13 protein-coding genes and 1 pseudogene are annotated in these 17,874 nt (G+C 64.4%); 7 read left to right on the top strand and 7 right to left on the bottom strand.

Annotated elements, in window-relative coordinates:
- The first annotated feature begins 136 nt into the window (after positions 1–136).
- Positions 137–1,510: an amidase gene (locus tag FJ548_RS14050; protein WP_140778145.1), complete on the top strand. Its 1,374-nt coding sequence runs from the start codon at positions 137–139 to the stop codon at positions 1,508–1,510.
- Here the strand turns inward: FJ548_RS14050 and FJ548_RS14045 are convergent.
- Positions 1,504–2,577, bottom strand: a complete 1,074-nt coding sequence (locus tag FJ548_RS14045; protein WP_140778144.1) for an FAD-binding oxidoreductase — start codon at positions 2,575–2,577, stop codon at positions 1,504–1,506. The two genes, FJ548_RS14050 and FJ548_RS14045, sit on opposite strands and share 7 nt — an antisense overlap.
- A 236-nt stretch (positions 2,578–2,813) precedes the next feature.
- Here FJ548_RS14045 and FJ548_RS14040 point away from each other — a divergent pair, with 236 nt between their 5' ends.
- Positions 2,814–4,406 carry a peptide chain release factor 3 gene (locus FJ548_RS14040; protein WP_140612957.1) on the top strand — a complete coding sequence of 531 codons (1,593 nt, stop codon included), beginning with the start codon at positions 2,814–2,816 and terminating at the stop codon, positions 4,404–4,406.
- Positions 4,407–4,529: 123 nt separating this feature from the next.
- Here FJ548_RS14040 and FJ548_RS14035 read toward each other — a convergent pair whose 3' ends face one another.
- Positions 4,530–5,000, bottom strand: coding sequence for a VOC family protein (locus FJ548_RS14035; protein WP_140612956.1), 471 nt, complete (start codon positions 4,998–5,000; stop codon positions 4,530–4,532).
- Between the two features lie 267 nt (positions 5,001–5,267).
- On the opposite strand from FJ548_RS14035, the gene ilvD reads away from it, so the two are divergent.
- On the top strand, positions 5,268–7,112 hold the full coding sequence (gene ilvD / locus FJ548_RS14030; RefSeq protein ID WP_140778143.1) for a dihydroxy-acid dehydratase: 1,845 nt from the start codon (positions 5,268–5,270) through the stop codon (positions 7,110–7,112).
- A 306-nt stretch (positions 7,113–7,418) separates the two neighbouring features.
- On the opposite strand, the gene FJ548_RS14020 is transcribed toward ilvD, so the two are convergent.
- Positions 7,419–9,173, bottom strand: coding sequence for an ABC transporter ATP-binding protein (locus FJ548_RS14020; protein ID WP_140778142.1), 1,755 nt, complete (start codon positions 9,171–9,173; stop codon positions 7,419–7,421).
- A gap of 152 nt (positions 9,174–9,325) precedes the next feature.
- Between FJ548_RS14020 and FJ548_RS14015 the strand changes: the two genes are divergently transcribed.
- Together FJ548_RS14015 and FJ548_RS14010 are read left to right on the top strand one after the other, a co-directional pair.
- The gene (locus FJ548_RS14015; protein WP_140691080.1) at positions 9,326–10,606 is read left to right on the top strand and encodes an amidohydrolase family protein; all 1,281 of its coding nucleotides are present in this window, start codon (positions 9,326–9,328) and stop codon (positions 10,604–10,606) included.
- 106 nt (positions 10,607–10,712) lie between these two features.
- Positions 10,713–11,636, top strand: a complete 924-nt coding sequence (locus FJ548_RS14010) for a DMT family transporter (RefSeq protein WP_140691569.1) — start codon at positions 10,713–10,715, stop codon at positions 11,634–11,636.
- A gap of 18 nt (positions 11,637–11,654) precedes the next feature.
- Here the strand turns inward: FJ548_RS14010 and FJ548_RS14005 are convergent, their stop codons facing one another.
- Positions 11,655–12,557 (bottom strand): phosphotransferase family protein, encoded by a 903-nt coding sequence (locus tag FJ548_RS14005; protein WP_140778141.1) that lies wholly within the window; start codon positions 12,555–12,557, stop codon positions 11,655–11,657.
- A gap of 94 nt (positions 12,558–12,651) precedes the next feature.
- On the opposite strand from FJ548_RS14005, the gene FJ548_RS14000 reads away from it, so the two are divergent.
- Positions 12,652–13,284, top strand: a complete 633-nt coding sequence (locus FJ548_RS14000; RefSeq protein WP_140691086.1) for a class I SAM-dependent methyltransferase — start codon at positions 12,652–12,654, stop codon at positions 13,282–13,284.
- Here the strand turns inward: FJ548_RS14000 and FJ548_RS13995 are convergent.
- Together FJ548_RS13995 and FJ548_RS13990 are read right to left on the bottom strand one after the other, a co-directional pair.
- Complete coding sequence (locus tag FJ548_RS13995; RefSeq protein ID WP_140778140.1) at positions 13,281–15,722, bottom strand: FAD-dependent oxidoreductase; 2,442 nt, start codon at positions 15,720–15,722, stop codon at positions 13,281–13,283. The two genes, FJ548_RS14000 and FJ548_RS13995, sit on opposite strands and share 4 nt — an antisense overlap.
- Positions 15,719–16,606 carry a phosphotransferase family protein gene (locus FJ548_RS13990; RefSeq protein ID WP_140778139.1) on the bottom strand — a complete coding sequence of 296 codons (888 nt, stop codon included), beginning with the start codon at positions 16,604–16,606 and terminating at the stop codon, positions 15,719–15,721. The genes FJ548_RS13995 and FJ548_RS13990 overlap by 4 nt, the downstream gene beginning before the upstream one ends.
- Positions 16,607–16,988: 382 nt before the next feature.
- On the opposite strand from FJ548_RS13990, the gene FJ548_RS13985 reads away from it, so the two are divergent.
- A complete protein-coding gene (locus FJ548_RS13985; RefSeq protein ID WP_140778138.1) occupies positions 16,989–17,765 on the top strand; it encodes a DeoR/GlpR family DNA-binding transcription regulator in 777 nt (258 codons plus the stop codon).
- Here the strand turns inward: FJ548_RS13985 and FJ548_RS30425 are convergent.
- Positions 17,762–17,872, bottom strand: a pseudogene (locus tag FJ548_RS30425) (NAD(P)/FAD-dependent oxidoreductase); the annotation flags it as partial. The gene FJ548_RS13985 and the pseudogene FJ548_RS30425 sit on opposite strands and share 4 nt — an antisense overlap.
- Between the last annotated feature and the right edge of the window lie 2 nt (positions 17,873–17,874).

Below are 17,874 nucleotides of genomic sequence, written 5' to 3'. Positions count from 1 at the left end.
CAGCGCTGACTTCATCGACTCGGCAACGCAATTTCGATCAAGCGTTGCCGATCCTCGAATGCTCGACTCCGCTTGAAGTCATGCCGCTGTCCGCCATCTTCACCCGGGCGAGCGCGGTCAAGCCGGAGCATTTGCCATGGACGCCATCTTTTCCTCGATTGCCGATCTCGCCGCCGCCATCGCCAAGCGCAAGATTTCGGCCGTCGAAGCACTCGACGCCCATCTCGCGCAGATCGATAGCCACAACGGAGCGGTCAACGCCGTCATTTCGCTCGACAGGGAAGGCGCGCGCGAGCGGGCAAGAAATGCCGACGCGGCGGTCGCGCGCGGTGAGGCGCTCGGGCCTTTGCATGGCGTTCCCTTCACGCTGAAAGACACGCACGAGACGGCGGGCATGAAGACCACGGTCGGCTTTCCGCCTTTCGCCGACTACGTCGCCAGCCACGACAGCCCGGTCGTTGCGAGGCTAAAGGCGGCCGGCGGCAATCTCTTCGCCAAGACCAATGTCGCGACCATGCTTTCCGATTGGCAGTCGAACAATCCGCTGTTCGGCCGCACCAGCAATCCCTGGAACCTTGAGCGGACCGCAGGTGGCTCCAGCGGCGGCGCCGCAGCGGCGGTGTCCACTGGCATGACACCATTCGATGTCGGCACGGACATGCAGGATTCGATCCGGCTGCCCGCCGCCTTCTGCGGTGTCTATGGGCTCAAGCCGACGGAGCGCCGCGTCTCGCTGGTAGGCGCCTTCCCGGACCCGGCTGGCGCCGCGCGCAGCGTGCGGCTGATGTCCTGCCTCGGGCCGCTGGCGCGCAGCGTGGACGATCTGTCGTTGATCTACCGAATCATCGCCGGGCCGGACGGGCGCGACACCGATCTTGCGCCGGTGCCGGTTGAGGCCACGCCGGAGCTTGACCTCCAGACAGTGCGCATCGCCTTTGCATCGACCTTTCCCGGTTTCCCGGTGGCCGGCGACATTAGCGCAGCGGTTGAAAATCTCGCAAGACAACTGCAATCGGCCGGCGCCACCGTCGAGGAAGCGAAGCTGCCCAGGCTCGATCTGCACGACGATCTTGCCCAGGGGGGAGCGCTGATCGGCATGATGATGGAAGCCGCACAGCCGGAGCCGCCGGAAGAGCCGACACCGATCTCCCGCTGGTTCGGGGCACTCGCCCGCCGCGACCGGTCCATCCTCGCCTGGGATGCTCTTTTCGAGAGCCATGACGCGCTGCTTTGTCCGGTCGCCATGACCACGGCCTTCCCGCATTGCGAACCGGGCACGACGATCGAGGTCGGCGGTGGGCAACAGAGCTACTGGATGCTGCCGGCCTATGGCGCTGTCTTCAACTACAGCGGCCACCCAGCCCTTTCGATGCCGTGCGGACAGGATGGCGACGGCCTGCCGATCGGCCTGCAACTGGTCGGCAGACGCTGGTCGGAATCGCGGCTGTTCGGCATGGCCAAGGCGATGGCGCCCTTGACTGGCGGCTTCAGTCGCCCGCCGGGCTACTGAGCGAAGCGACCCAATCCGTAAGGTGCCAGCAGCGGGTCACGCTCGCCGTCGAGGATCTCCCGGGCGGCGAACAGGCCGACCGCCGGCGCCAGCGTGATGCCCGAATGCGTGACGGCGACATAGAGACCACGCATGCCCTCGGCGCGGCCGATGACCGGGAAGCCGTCGACCGGCGTCGGCCGGTAGCCGATCGTGTGGAAATCCAGTTCCAGTCCGGCGCTGTCGCGCAGCATGGCCTTCATGACTGCAAACAACTCGCGAGCCGTGGCGTCGGCATCCATGCCCGGGTCGCCGCCGCCGAAATCAGAGCCGGCGATGATGCGGCCCTCCGCGGTCTGGCGCATGTGCAGCCGCTCGGCCAGCACCAGCCCGTTGAGCAGTTTTCTGTATGGCCGCGAATGGACGATCAGGCCCGGCGGCGTCTCGATCGGCAGTCTGACGCCGGCCGTCGCGGCAATGTCCGGCGAGCCGACGCCGGCCGCGATCACCACTTCGTCGGCGGCAACCAGCCCATGTGATGTGTCGACGCCCGTAATGCGGCCATTGCTCTGGGCAAGTGCCGTTACCGCGCTGATGAGGATGCGCGCGCCATGCCGCTCCGCGTCGGCCAGCAGCGCTTTCGCTGTGGCGACGGGTTCCGCGACGCCCTCTTGGGCGACATGCAGGGCGAAATCTGGAAGTTCGGTCAGATTGGGCTCGATGCGCGCGGCTGCGGCGCGGTCGACGCGCTCGATGCCGTAGCCCCAGGATGAATGTTCTTCGGCATAGGTTTCCAGGTCGGCCGCCGACAGATCCCAGCACAGGCCGCCGCACCAGCTGAGCGGCAGGCCGGGCAGGTCCTGCGCCAGCCTTGTCCATTCGGCCATGGCGCGGGTGCGCAGCCGGAAATACGGTTCCGGATTGCCCCAACTGGCGTTGATCCAGGCAAACGAATTCGGAGTCGCCACTCCGCCGGCGGCGCTGTCGGCAATGACCGTCACCCGGGCGCCCGCTTTGGTGAGATGCCAGGCGATCGATGCGCCGATGATGCCGGCGCCGATAACGATGACTTGTTTCGCCGCGGTCATGCTTTCACCTCTGCATCGTAGTCCTAGGCAACGCTTACCCAAGTGCCACGCTGGCGGGTGCTTGCCAACATCGAGCCGCGAGAAATATGCGTCGTGACGTCAAGTGCCGGCTGCCCCTCGGACCGAGTCGGCTTGAGCGAGCTGCGGCACCCGGCGGCGTCCGCGCCGCCGGAACGGTCGACAGCCCGGCACTGCGCTGCTAGAAGCCCGGCCTGTCACACGGAAATCCCAAAAGAATGCCCGAAACAATACCAGAGGAAGTGTCGCGCCGCCGCACCTTCGCGATCATCGCCCACCCGGACGCCGGCAAGACCACGCTCACCGAAAAGCTGCTGCTGTTCGGCGGCGCCATCCAGCTTGCCGGCGAGGTCAAGGCCAAGAAGGATCGCATCCAGACCCGGTCCGACTGGATGAAGATCGAGCGCGAGCGCGGAATCTCGGTCGTCACTTCGGTGATGACCTTCGAGTATGAAGACAACGTCTTCAACCTGCTCGACACGCCCGGCCACGAGGATTTCGCCGACGACACCTACCGCACGCTGTCGGCGGTCGACGCGGCCGTCATGGTGATCGACGCCGCCAAGGGTATCGAGCCGCGCACGCTGAAACTGTTCGAAGTCTGCCGGCTGCGCGATATCCCGATCATCACCTTCGTCAACAAGATGGACCGCGAGAGCCGCGACCCGTTCGAGATCCTCGACGAGATCGAGCAGAAGCTGGCGCTCGACACCGCACCCATCACCTGGCCGATCGGCCGCGGCAAGACCTTCTCCGGCACCTACCATCTGGCGCTGAACGCGGTGCGCAAGGGCGACGACGAGAAGGAGCGCACGCCGGTCAACGGCCCCGATTCCAACCGCGTCGCCGGGCTGTTGCCCGACAACGAGCGCGAAGCCTTCATCGAGGAGCTGGAACTGGCGCGCGAAGCCTGCCGGCCGCTCGACATCGACGCTTTCCGCGAGGGTCATCTGACACCGGTCTATTTCGGCTCGGCGCTGCGCAATTATGGCGTGCGCGACCTGATCGAGGCGCTTGGTGCCTATGGACCGCCGCCGCGCGCGCAGGAGGCCGACACCCGCAAGGTCGAGGCGACCGAGGATAAGATGACCTCCTTCGTCTTCAAGATCCAGGCCAACATGGACCCCAACCATCGCGACCGCATCGCTTTCGTGCGGGTCTGCTCGGGCAAGCTCGAGCGCGGCATGAAGGCCAAGCTGGTGCGCACGGGAAAGCCGATGAGCCTGTCGGCACCGCAGTTCTTCTTCGCCCGCACCCGCGTTACCGCTGACGAAGCCTTTGCCGGCGACGTCGTCGGCATTCCCAACCACGGCACGCTGCGCATCGGCGACACGCTGACAGAAGGCGAGGAAATACTGTTCAGGGGCGTGCCGAACTTCGCCCCGGAAATCCTGCGCCGCGTCCGCCTCGGCGACGCCATGAAGGCGAAGAAACTCAAGGAAGCGCTGCACCAGATGGCCGAGGAAGGCGTCGTGCAGCTGTTTTCGCCCGAGGATGGCTCACCGGCCATCGTCGGCGTCGTCGGCGCACTGCAGCTCGATGTGCTGAAGGAACGGCTGAACTTCGAATACACGCTGCCCGTCGAATTCGAGATGTCGCGCTTTTCCGTCTGCCGCTGGATATCGGCCGACGACAAGGCCGAGGTTCAGCGCTTCATCGAAGCACATCGCGGCGACATCGCCCGCGACCTCGACAACGACCCGGTGTTCCTCGCCCAGCACGCCTTCTCGCTGAACTACGAAGCCGAACGCTGGAAGGCGATCCGTTTCGAAACGATCAAGGACTATCAGGTCCGCGACAAAGCAGCCTGAGCTGCCGCCTTTTCCTTCTCCCCGTCCACGGGGAGAAGGTGCCCGAAGGGCGGATGAGGGGCGGCGCCGACCTCAAGGACCGATCGGCAATGTGCCCGCCCTTCGCAAGCTCAGGGCGTTCGCTCAGCCCTTCGCCGCCTCTTCGATCTTGGCGATGTCGATCTTGCCCATCTGCATCATCGCCGACATCACCCGGCCTGCCTTGGCCCTGTCGGGGTCCTGGAGCAACTTCGGCAGCTGCTCGGGCACGACCTGCCAGGAAACGCCGAACTTGTCCTTCAGCCAGCTGCAGCGTCCAGGTTCGCCGCCGCCTTCGGTGAGCCTGGTCCAGAAATGATCTACCTCTTCCTGCGTCTTGCAGTCGATCGACAGCGACATGGCCTCGGTGAACTTGTATTGCGGGCCGCCGTTGAGCGCCTGGAATTGCACGCCGTCGAGCTCGAACGAGGCCACCAGCACCTTGCCTTCCGAGGCGTGGCCCTGGGGCCAGCGCGTGACGCTCAGCACCTTCGAATTCTTGAAAATGGACACATAGTGGTTCATGGCCTCTTCGGCCTCACCGTCGAACCACAGGAAGGTGGTAATCTTTTGCATGGTGCACTCCTCGGTTGCTCTGCTGTTGTAGTGAAACGGCTGACTCCGAGAATGGTGCCATTCCTGCCGTCCGTCCCAAGGACGCCTTTGCGGCACCTGATCCGACAACCGCATGCATTTTTTTCGGGAGCCCTCGAATTTTCCAGGAAAATCTGGCGCATTGCAAAAATGTGGCCAGACCATATTTGCGAGTCTATAACGCCTGCGGTCCGAATTCAGCGCCGCCACGCTCCGCATCGAGCGCAGCCGGCCAGCCAAGGAAGAGTCATGCCTGCCTATCGCTCCCGCACCACCACCCATGGCCGCAATATGGCCGGCGCCCGCGGCCTCTGGCGCGCCACCGGCATGAAGGACTCTGATTTCGGCAAGCCGATTATCGCGGTGGTCAACTCGTTCACCCAGTTCGTGCCGGGCCATGTCCATCTGAAGGACCTCGGCCAGCTGGTCGCGCGCGAGATCGAGAAGGCCGGCGGCGTCGCCAAGGAATTCAACACCATCGCCGTCGATGACGGCATCGCCATGGGCCATGACGGCATGCTCTATTCGCTGCCGTCGCGCGAATTGATCGCCGATTCGGTCGAATACATGGTCAACGCGCACTGCGCCGACGCCATGGTCTGCATCTCCAATTGCGACAAGATCACGCCCGGCATGCTGATGGCCTCGCTGCGCCTGAACATCCCGACTGTCTTTGTCTCCGGCGGGCCGATGGAAGCCGGCAAGGTGGTGCTGGCCGGCAAGGCGCAGGCGCTCGATCTGGTCGACGCCATGGTGGCGGCCGCCGACGACAAGATCTCCGACGAGGACGTCAAGGTCATCGAGCGCTCGGCCTGCCCGACCTGCGGCTCCTGCTCGGGCATGTTCACCGCCAATTCGATGAACTGCCTGACCGAGGCGCTCGGCCTGTCGCTGCCGGGCAACGGCTCGACCTTGGCGACGCACGCCGACCGCAAGCGGTTGTTCGTCGAGGCGGGTCACCTCGTCGTCGATCTCGCCCAGCGCTATTACGAGCAGGATGACGAGACAGCGCTGCCGCGCAGCATTGCCTCGAAGGGTGCCTTCGAGAACGCCATGACCCTCGACATCGCCATGGGCGGCTCGACCAACACCGTGCTGCACATCCTGGCCGCCGCCTACGAGGGCGAGGTCGACTTCACCATGGAGGACATCGACCGACTGTCGCGGCGGGTTCCGGTGCTGTGCAAGGTCGCGCCGGCCAAGTCGGACGTGCATATGGAAGACGTCCACCGCGCCGGCGGCATTATGGCCATCCTTGGCCAGCTCGACAATGCCGGGCTGATCAATCGCGACCTGCCGACCGTGCACACGGCTAGCCTCGGCGAGGCGCTCGACCGCTGGGACATTTCCCGCACCACCAGCCAGAACGTACGCGATTTCTTCCTCGCCGCTCCCGGCGGCGTGCCGACACAGGTCGCTTTCAGCCAGGACCGCCGCTGGGACGATCTCGATCTTGATCGCGAGAAGGGTGTCATCCGCTCGGCGGAGACGCCGTTTTCGAAAGACGGTGGGCTTGCCGTGCTGAAAGGCAATCTGGCGCTCGACGGCTGTATCGTGAAGACGGCCGGCGTCGACGAGTCGGTCCTGAAGTTCACCGGCCCGGCGCGGGTGTTCGAAAGCCAGGACGCCAGCGTGAAGGCCATCCTCTCCAACGAGATCAAGGCTGGCGACGTTGTCGTCATCCGCTACGAGGGACCGCGTGGCGGCCCCGGCATGCAGGAAATGCTCTACCCGACCAGCTATCTGAAGTCGAAGGGCCTCGGCAAGGCCTGCGCGCTGGTCACCGACGGCCGCTTCTCCGGCGGCACGTCGGGCCTGTCGATCGGCCATGTCTCGCCGGAAGCCGCCGAGGGCGGCACGATCGGGCTGGTGAGGGAAGGCGACACGATCGAGATCGACATCCCCAACCGCACCATCCGCCTCGCCATCAGCGACGCCGAACTGGAAACGCGCCGCGCGGCGATGGAAGCCAAGGGCGCGGACGCCTGGAAGCCCGAGGAAAAGCGCAAGCGCAAGGTGACCACCGCGCTACGCGCCTACGCCGCCTTCGCCACCAGCGCCGACAAGGGCGCGGTGCGGGTCGTGCCGGAGTAAGATCCTGGTGGGGAGTTTGAAGACGCGGCGACAGCTGCGCTCCGTGAGCGGCTTCAACTATGCTCGTTGCCGGTCACGTCGGCGCTGCCCCTCATCTGCCTGCCGGCATCTTCTCCCCGTATAGGGACGGGGAGAAGGGGCTGGCGGCAACCTCTTAGCATTCTTGCAACAACGACAAATTGGGCGAAGCCGTTGGTGCCGACCTCTTTCTCCCCGTCCCTATACAGGGAGAAATGTCCGGCAGGACAATGAGGGGCAGCACAAACTCTGCAGGACTACCTGTCCTCGGCTTGCGCTGCTCCACACTCACGGCATCAGCTGATATTCATAAAGCTTCTGGTAGAGCCCGCCCTGGCTGAGCAGTGTCTTGTGCGGGCCGCTCTCCACCACCTTGCCGGCTTCCAGCACGACGATCGTGTCGGCTTGGTGCACGGTCGACAGGCGGTGCGCGATGACGATGGTCGTACGCCCTTCCGTCAATTGCTGCAGCGCGTCGCGGAACAGGGCTTCCGATTCGGCGTCGAGCGCGCTGGTCGCCTCGTCCAGCAGCAGGATTTCGGCGTTGCGCAGCATGGCGCGTGCGATCGAGATGCGCTGGCGCTGGCCGCCCGACAGCAGACCGCCATTCTCGCCGACATCGGTCTCGTAACCCTTCGCTTGCGCGATGATGAAGTCATGCGCATTGGCCGCCTTGGCCGCGGCAATCACCTCTTCGTCCGTCGCGTCCTGCCGCCCGAGCCGGATGTTGTGCATGATCGTACCGGCAAACAGGAACGTGTCCTGGCCGACATAGGCGATCTTTTCCCTGAGCGAGGCAAGGGTCGCCTGGGAAATGTCCTGGCCGTCGAACAGCACCTTGCCGCTCTTCGGGTCGTACATGCGCATGATCAGGTTCAGGATCGTCGACTTGCCGCCGCCGGAAGGCCCGACCAGCGCCGTCATCTTGCCGGGCGCGAAGGTCAGGTCGAACCGGTCCAGCACCGGCGGGCCATTCTGATAGGCGAAGCTGACGGCGTCGAACCGGATTTCGCCCGGTCCGGCCCGGAGCGACGTTGCATCCGGCTTCTCGGCCAGCGTCAGCGGCTCGTCGGCCAGCTGGAACATTATGCGCACGCCGACAATGCCGCTTTCCAACGCGATGCGCACGCGCGCCAGGCGTTTTGCCGGTTCATAGGCCAGCAGCAGTGCCGCGATGAAGGCCATGATGCCGCCCGGCGTCTGGCCGCCCTGCAGCACCAGCAAGCCGCTGACCAGCACGGCACCGGCGATGGCCAGGCCGGCCAGCGTTTCCATCACGGGACTGGTGATCGCCTCCAGCGCGGCGATGTTGTTGGCCCGGTCCTCGACATCGGACACCGCCCTGTACATGCGCTTGCGCATCAGGCCTTCGAGGTTGAAGGATTTGACCACGCGCACGCCGATCGCGGTTTCCTGCATCACCTGGACGATCTGGCCGACCGAGCGGAACTCCATCGCCGCGAACTTGCGCACGCGTTTCAGGATGCGGTTGACGCCGTAGATGGCCAGCGGACCGACGACGAAGCAGATCAGCGACAGCGCCGGCTGCTGCCAGACCATGACCCCGATCAAGGCAGCCAGGGTCACCAGATCGCGCACATAGGAGGTGACGATGAGGTCGAGCACGTTGCGCGCCGCCTGGGCATTGTTGGTCATGCGGGTGATCAGGTCGGACGACGAGGTCGAGTGGTAGAATTCGATGCCTTGCGCCAGGATGCGGTCATAGATCTTGCGCTGCCGTTCGGCGATGATGGCGTTGCCGACCCGGCTCATGAAGTAGGCCTGGACGAAATTGGCTATGCCCTTGACGATGAAGATCGCGGCGACCGCCACGGCGATCATGTTGACGCGCTCGATCCTTTTGTCGATCACGAATTCATTGGTGATTTCGCGCAGGATCCAGGCGCTGGCAGCCGTCATGCCGGCCACCACGAGCATCGACAGGATGGCAGCGGCGTAGCCGGCCCTGTGCTGCCGGAACGATTCCCTGAGCAGCCTCGCCACGAGGCGCTGGTTCTCCGTCGAACGGAAGAAACGAAACAACGGCTGATCCTTGATGCCGGGATGTCGAAGGCGGCTTATAGAGGGAGTTGCGGCCGGATGGAACCATTGGCGGCTTCTGGAAAGAAACCGCTGCGGCATGCTGTCTTTTGGGACACGATGGAAAAGTGATTCTTGAAGCGGGATGACGACAGATGGACTTCGACCTTATCGTTCGTGGCGGCACGCTGCCGGATGGCAGGATTGCCGATCTCGGCATCAGCGGCGAGACGATCGCGGCGATCGAGCCCAGGCTGGAGGGTTCCGCCCGGGCCGAAATCGACGCCCGTGGCAATCTTGTGTCGCCGCCCTTCGTCGATCCGCATTTCCATATGGATGCCACGCTCTCCTATGGCATTCCGCGCATCAACGCGTCGGGCACGCTGCTCGAAGGCATTTCGCTGTGGGGCGAACTGAAGCCGCTTTTGACGCATGAGGCGGTGCGCGACCGGGCGCTCGCCTATTGCGACTGGGCGGTGTCGACGGGGCTGCTCGCCATCCGCACCCATGTCGATGTCTGCGACGACCGGCTGCTGGCGGTCGAGGCTCTGCTCGACGTCAAGAAAACGGTCGCTCCTTACATCGACCTGCAATTGGTGGCGTTTCCTCAGGATGGCTTCTATCGCTCCCCGACGGCACGCCAGAACACCATCCGTGCGCTCGACATGGGCGTCGACGTCGTTGGCGGCATTCCGCATTTCGAGCGCACCATGGCCGACGGCACGCGCTCGGTGACCGAGCTTTGCGAAATCGCAGCCAAGCGCGGCCTGATGGTCGACCTGCATTGCGACGAGACCGACGACCCGCTCTCGCGCCACATCGAGCAACTGGCCTATGAAACGCAGCGGTTGGGGCTGCAGGGCAGGGTGGCCGGCTCGCACCTCACCTCGATGCATTCGATGGACAATTATTACGTTTCGAAGCTTTTGCCGCTGATCGCGGAAGCCGGCGTCTCCGCCATCCCCAATCCGCTGATCAACATCATGCTGCAGGGCCGCCACGACACCTTCCCGAAACGCCGTGGCCTGACCCGGGTCAAGGAGATGCAGGCGCTCGGCATCCGCGTCGGCTGGGGTCAGGATTGCGTGCTCGACCCCTGGTATTCGCTGGGCACCGCCGACATGCTCGACGTCGCCTTCATGGGCCTGCATGTCGCCCAGATGTCGAGCCCGGCCGACATGGCACGCTGCTTCGACATGGTCACCAATGTCAACGCCGCCATCATGGGGCTCGATCATCTCGGCCTCGCGGTCGGCAAGCGCGCCAGCCTCGTCATCCTCGACGCCGGCAATCCGATCGAGGCCCTGCGTCTGCGCGGCGAACGCATTTGCGTCATCGCCAGGGGCAAGGTGGTGGCGGAGCGCACGAGGCAGGATACCAGGCTTTCGATCGAGGGCAGGCCAGCGGCGGTGAACCGCAGGCACAAAGCCATCTAGGCCCAGCCGATTCCCGGTTCTGGTCCCGCGATTTCCCGGATTCTCCTCGTCAAAGCGGTCGCTTCCGTCTACGACGCAGCTTCGCATGAGAAGAATTGGGATCGGCATGACGCAACCCGTGGCGCAGAATTCCACAATCAGGAACGTGCTTCTGGCCGGCATTTTGTTGATGCTGGCCGGCGACTTCCTGTTTGCGCTGAACGATGCGATGGGCAAGTGGCTGGTCGCCAGCTTCTCCGTTGGCCAGGTGGTGCTGATCCGTTCCATTGGCGCCTTCTTCGTGCTCGGCCCGATGATCGCCCATCAGGGCACCGCCAAGCTGTTTCGCATGGAGCGGCCCGAATTGCAGATATTGCGTGTCGTCATGACCACGCTCGACACCGCGCTCTTCTATGCCGCTGTCGTCTATCTGCCGCTGGCAGATGTCATGAGTTTCTACATGGCCGGGCCGATCTATGTCGCGGCACTCTCGCACCTGCTGCTTGGCGAAAAGGTCGGCTGGCGCCGCTGGCTGGCGATCCTGCTTGGCTTCTGCGGCGTGGTGATCATGCTGAAGCCATCCTCTGCCGCGTTCTCCTTGTCGTCGGGCTTCGCGCTTGCCGGCAGCATCGCCTTCGCCTTCGCCATCATCCTCAACCGGCGGCTGCGCGGCACCAGCGACACCAATCTGGTGACATGGCAAACGATCGGCACGCTGCTGGTCGGCGGCGTCCTGACCATCGGCGCTTGGCGCACACCTTCGGCGCTCGACGTCGGCGCCATGCTGCTGCTCGGCATCGTTTCCTGCGGCGCGCATCTGATGATCACGCGGGCGCTGAAACTGGCGCCGGCTTCGACACTGGCGCCGCTGCACTACACGCTGCTCCTTTGGGCAGTGGTGTTTGGACTGGTGTTCTTCGGCGATGTTCCCGGCCCGCGCATCCTGATCGGCTCCGGCATCATCGTGCTGGCCGGCCTGTTCATCTTCCACCGCCAGAAGGTGGTCGACACCACGGTGCCACCCGAAAATGTGCCGAAGGGCGTCAATTAAAGCCCGGATTTCTGGTGCCTAACCCAAGCTTATCGCGGCCAGGTGCCGTGAAAACTCCGGCGTCTCCATCAGCGCCCTGCAGCGCGCGAAGCGGCTGTCGGCATAGGCGCGGAAATCGTCGACCGGGTTGTTGTTGGCAAGCTGGATCAGCCCCCACAGTGTCCACAGCAAGTCGCACATCGCCTTGTAGATGATGATACGGCCGTGTTCCGCAGGTCTCGCCTCGCCACCGAAATAGGCGCGCATCATCTCTTCATCCTGGAAGGCATCGAATTTGCCTTCCACGCTGAGATCGCCGAGATCCCACAGCGGATCATTCATTCCCGAATATTCCCAGTCGACGATCCACATCCTGTCGCCCGTATCGAGAAAATTCTCGCACAGCGGATCGCAATGGCAGGCGACGAGCGGCAACGGATGGGCGGCGAAGGCGGAGCGCACGCTCTCCGCCTCCCGCACCACGTCGTGATAGCCCGCGGGCAGGGCGACGTCCTTGGTCGAAAGCACCTTGAGATAGTCGTCGATCATCGCGAACAGTTCGAAGCGGAAGGGGAACACGGCGCCCGATGTGTGCAGCTTGCGGAAGGCTTCGCCGGCGCGGGCCGGACTGCCCCGACGTTCCCTAAATTTCTCCGGCGACATCGTCTCGGCCCCGGCGATGAAGCGCGTCACCATCACGCCGGTGTCGGCGTCGACATAGAGCACTTCCGGGCTGACGCCGGCCTTTGCCGCCGCGCGCGCCGCTACCGCTTCATTGGCGCGGTTGATGTATTCCTGGGTGCCTTTGCCGGGGATGCGCAGGCAGTAGTCACCGGCCCTGAAGACGAGGTTGGTGAGGCCGCCAAGCCGGTCCAGCGACCCGGTATAGCCGGCCAGCACCGGAATGGCGTCAAGTGTTGCCCGCGCCTCGTCTGTCGCCATGGCTGCGCCCCACGCCGTTATTTCTTCGGGCAACGGTTCCACAATTTTCGCCGTTTGGCTATCATCCCTCGCGGGACAAGGGATTGGTGAGTACGTGGCGGACAGCAAACATCAGGGCGCGCTCGGCGCGGTCTACGCGGCCAAGCGCCCGGAAGAGGTGGCGGCACTCTATGATCGCTGGTCACAAACCTACGACGCCGACATGTCGGCTGCCGGCTACCGCCATCCGACCATCTGCCTTGCGTTGCTCGCCCGTCATCTGCCACGCGGCTCAGCCCCGCTGCTCGATGCCGGGGCAGGCACCGGGCTGATCGGCGAATGGCTTGACATAACAGGCTATCCCCAGGTCGAGGCGCTCGACATCTCGCAAGGCATGCTGGACCAGGCCGCGCGCAAGGGCGTCTATTCGGCCCTGCATTGCCTGGCGCTCGGCGGTCGGCTGCCTTTCGCCGATCATGCCTATGCGGGGATCATCTCGGCCGGCGTGTTCACCTCGGGCCATGTCGGCGCCGAGGGGCTGGACGAACTGATCCGCATCTGCCGGCCCGACGGGGTGATCGTGCTGACGGTCAAGAACACGCTTTGGGACCAGGGTTTTGCCGCACGCATCGCCGAACTCGAGGCGCAAGGCCTCGTCACCCGCGTTGAAGAAACGCGCCCCTACGTCTCGATGCCTGGCGAGGCGGATACCGTGCCGAGCCGTGGTCTCGCCCTGCGGGTGAACTAAGCTTTCACCCTCTCCGCTGTCGGATCGTACATCGGCTCGAGATGGATTTTGGCCGGCGTCCGCTCCATCGCGACCACCAGCTCATAGCCGCCCGAGATGAGGAAGTCGTCGCTGACGCCATCGGCGTTGCGCACATAGCCGTAGCCGATATTCCTGCCGATCGTGTAGCCATAGCCGCCGCTGGTGAGATAGCCGACCGGCTCGCCATTGCGCAGGATGGTCTCGCGCCCGAGCAGCACGATCTCCGGATCATCAACCGTGAAGCCGGCAAAACGCTTCTTCAAGGGTGCGCCGCCAACTTTCTCGAGCGCGCGCCGTCCGACGAAATCGGTGTTCTTGCGCAGCTTGACCGCCCAGCCGAGGCCGGCTTCCTGCGGCGTGTCGTTGGGCGTGATGTCGGAGCCCCAGGCGCGGTAGCCCTTTTCCAGCCGCAGCGATTCCAGCGCCCGGTAGCCGACTGGGCGGATGCCGTGTTTCTTGCCCGCCGCCATCAGCGCGTCGAAGACTTCGCCTGTCGCCGCGATCGGCACGTGCAGTTCCCAGCCGAGCTCGCCGACATAGGTGACGCGCAGCGCCCGCACGATTTGGCCGGCGATTGCGATCTCGCGCACATGGCCGAACGGGAAGCCGGCATTCGATACATCGGCCACGGTGACGGCCGCAAGCACGTCGCGTGCGCGCGGCCCCATCAGCGACAGCGTGCCGAAATCCTCGGTGACATCGGTCAGCCTGGCATTGAGGCCCTCGCCGATATGGTCGCTGATCCATGAGGCATCATGGGTGCGAAAACCGGTGCCCGTGACGATGTAGAATTTTTCCTCGGCCAACCGCGCCACCGTCAGGTCAGCCTCGATGCCGCCGCGCGTGTTGAGAAGTTGCGTATAGATCAGCCTTCCGGTGGGCTTGCTGACATCGTTGGCGCAGATCCAGTCCAGCGCCTTGGCCGCATCGGGCCCGCTCAACTCGTATTTGGCGAAGGAGGACTGGTCGAAAATGCCGACTTGCTCGCGCACATGCCGGTGTTCGTCGCCAACCGCCGCGAACCAGTTCTGGCGCCCCATCGAATAGATGTCCTTGGGCTCGACGCCATTCGGCGCGAACCAGTTCGGCCGTTCCCAGCCGAGCTTCGAGCCGAACACGGCGCGCTGCTCCTTCAGCCTGTCGTAAAGCGGCGAGACGATGCGCGGCCGGCCGCTGGCATACTCCTCGTGTGGAAAGCCGATCGTGTAGTGCTTGCCATAGGCTTCCAGCGTGCGCTCGCACACCCACTGCCGGTCCCGGTGCAGGCTGGAAAAACGCCTGATGTCGACCACCCACAGGTCGAGCGGCGCCTCGCCGTCGACCACCCACTGCGCCAGCACCCAGCCGGCGCCACCGCCCGAAGCGATGCCGAAGGCATTGAAGCCGGCGCCGACGAACATGTTGGCGCATTCGGGCGCCACGCCGAGGATGAAATTGCCGTCCGGCGTGAAGCTTTCCGGCCCGTTGATCATCTGCTTGACGCCGACGGTTTCCAGCGCCGGCACGCGCGCGATCGCCTGCGTCATGTGCTGCTCGAAATGATCGTAATCATCGTCCAACAGCCGGAATTGCCAGTCATTGGGCACGTCAGCCGTCGTCCATGCCTGCGGGTTCGGCTCATAGCCGCCCATCACCAGCCCGCCGACCTCCTCCTTGAAATAGGTGCGCCGGTCCGGGTCGCGCAGCGTCGGCGCGTCGGTCGCCAGTCCCGCGATCTTCTCGGTGATGATGTACTGGTGCTTGACCGGCTGCAGCGGCACGTTGATGCCCGCCATGACGCCGACCTGCCGTGCCCATTGCCCGGCGCAGTTCACCACCTTGTCGCAGGCGATGTCACCCTGATTGGTCTTCACCGCCGTGATGCGGCCGTCCGTCATGTCGAAGCCGGTGACAAGCACATCCTCGTAGAGTTTGGCGCCATGCATGCGCGCGCCCTTGGCCAGCGACTGCGTGATGTCGGAGGGGCTCGCCTGGCCGTCGGTCGGCAGCCAGGAGGCGCCGACAAGGTCGCCGGTCTCCATCAGCGGCCACATCGCCTTGACCTCCGCCGGCGACAGCAACTGCATATCCATGCCGAAACTTTTCGCCGTCGTCGCCAGCCTTTTGTACTCGGTCCAGCGGTCGGCATTGGTGGCGAGCCGCAGGCAGCCGGTCATCTTCCAGCCGGTGGCAAGCCCGGTTTCGGCCTCCAGCCCCTTGTAGAGGTCGACCGAGTATTTGAGCACTCGGGTGATCGATGCCGACGAGCGCAATTGCCCGACCAGACCGGCGGCATGCCAGGTCGAGCCCGAGGTCAGCTTGCCCTGTTCGAGCAGCACCACGTCGGCCTTGTGGTCGCGCGCCAGATGATAGGCCGTCGAGCAGCCGATGATGCCGCCGCCGATGACGACGATCGCGGCCTGGCTAGGCAAGGTCATGATTTCAGAATCCCGTATTTTGTCCGGTAGTTTTCCAGCGCCGCGTCGAGCCGCACCAGGTTTTCCTCGGTGTAGGCGACGTAGTCGATACCCGGTGCGTCGAGATAGAGTTCCGACACCATGCTCCACATCGCCTCGCGCAGCAGCGAGGCGCATTGCATGGCGGCGTGCGAGCGGCGGATCGCCTCGTCCGGTTCCTTCATGAAATAGGCGGTCAGGAAAGCAAAAGATTCCTCGTCGCTCATGCCCGCGTTCGAGGCGACGCCGGCAAGGTCGAACATCGCCGTGTTGAAGCCGGCATATTCGAAATCGATCAGCCACAGCCGGCTGCCGTCGTCAAGAATATTAGCCGGCAAAAGATCATTATGGCCAAAGACGATCGGCAACAACTTCTGTGCCCGCTCCAGCTCGTCGGCCAGCGCCAGGAACCGCGGCAGGTCGCCACGCTTGCGGCTGCCGCCTTCCTCAAGCGTGCGGGCGTAGTCGCGGATGACGTGGAACACCCAGAACATGAAGCCGGCGCCGGAGATATGGTTTGGCATCTCACGGTGGAAGCCGCGCATCAGGGCCGCGACCCGGCCAAGATTGGCACGCACGTCCTCGGCCAGATAGGTCTTGGCGCCGAGAAACGCCGTCACCATGATCCCCGGTTCGGCATAGCGGACCGCCGGCGCGAAACCGGCGGCATGCGCTGCCCGCGCGGTCATCACCTCGCGCTCGCGGAAGACGTGGTGGAATGGATAGTCCTGGCCGAAGCGCACGACATGTTTGCCGGTCATGTCCGTGACGACAAAGTTGGCGTTGCTCAGGCCACCCGGCAGCGGAGCGATCTCGATGCTGCCAGTCCAGCAGGGCAGGGCGCGGATGCGATCTTCGGCGGTCACGAGCTTGCCCCGGGTTCAGCCAGTCTTCGGCATAGCGATGGTGAGAAGGAACGCAAAACCTCGTTGGTGCGGGATACCGGGAACTGTATCCCGCACCGCACCGACGAGCCCCTTGGCCGGTTTTTGAACCCGGCATCCGCCCCCGCGGATCTGAAAAATCTGGCGCCAGGCATGTTCCAGACGAACTGGCCAGTCGGTTGCGGCTCTGCCATCACCCTCCCGTGGCAGTTCCGAGCCTGTCACGAAGTCAATCTCACGCCAGCGTCGCGTCGCTGTCAATAAAAAGCTGTGACTTTTTTTGGGTGTTTTGCCCGAAAGCAGAAGGCATTTCCTTTAAAAGCGTTAGGAATGCCCTAGAATCGGTCAATCTCGGGACGCTCAGATGATCCACTCGAAACGGCATGGCGAAATCCTGCGGCTGCTGCAGGAAGAGGGAACCATCACCATCAACAGCCTGGCCGACCGGCTGGGCGTCTCGCTCGAGACCGTGCGTCGCGACGTCAAGCCACTCACCAGTGACGGCTCGGTGCTGAAGATGCATGGCGCCATCGGCCTGCCGTCGATGATCGGCGAAGCGCCGTTCGAACGCCGCATGCGCGAGAATGCCGATGCCAAGCGCGCCATTGCACGCATGGTCGCCGCCACCATTCGCGACGGCGAGTCGATCATGCTCGACACCGGCACAACGACCTCGTTCCTGGCGCGGGAGCTGCTCGGCCACCGGCGCCTGACGGTCGTCACCAACTCGTCGGATATCGCCCGCACGCTGGCCACCGTCAACGGCAACAAGGTCTACATGGCCGGCGGCGAACTGCGCAGCGATTCAGGCGCTGCGTTCGGGACTCCGGCCATCGAGTTCGTCAGCCGTTTTTCCGTCAGCCATGCCATCATCTCCATCGGTGCCGTCGATGCGGTGACAGGTGTCATGGACTACGATCTGGAAGAGGCCGAATTCGCACGCATGGTGCTGTCGCGCGGCCAGCGTTCGCTCGTCATCACCGACCACAGCAAATTCGGCCGTCAGGGTCTTGTTCAGGTCTGCGGCTTCGACGGCTTTTCCGAGCTTGCCACCGACCTGGCACCGCCGCGCGATATAGCCGCGGCGCTGGCGCAAGCCGGAGCGCGGCTCAGCATCGCGGGCGACGCAGCCGGGTTCTAACCGAACACCAGCGACTGGTGGACGCATACGCCCGCGAACGTCCCGCCCGACACGGCAAAGGCGATGTTGTGCGTCGCGCGTGCCGCGTCTCCGGCGGCATAGACGCCGG

Source organism: Mesorhizobium sp. B2-4-17, from assembly GCF_006441275.1.
Lineage (GTDB): Bacteria > Pseudomonadota > Alphaproteobacteria > Rhizobiales > Rhizobiaceae > Mesorhizobium.
Note: the sequence above shows the minus strand (reverse complement) of the source record. Positions and strands in the feature narration are given on the sequence as shown.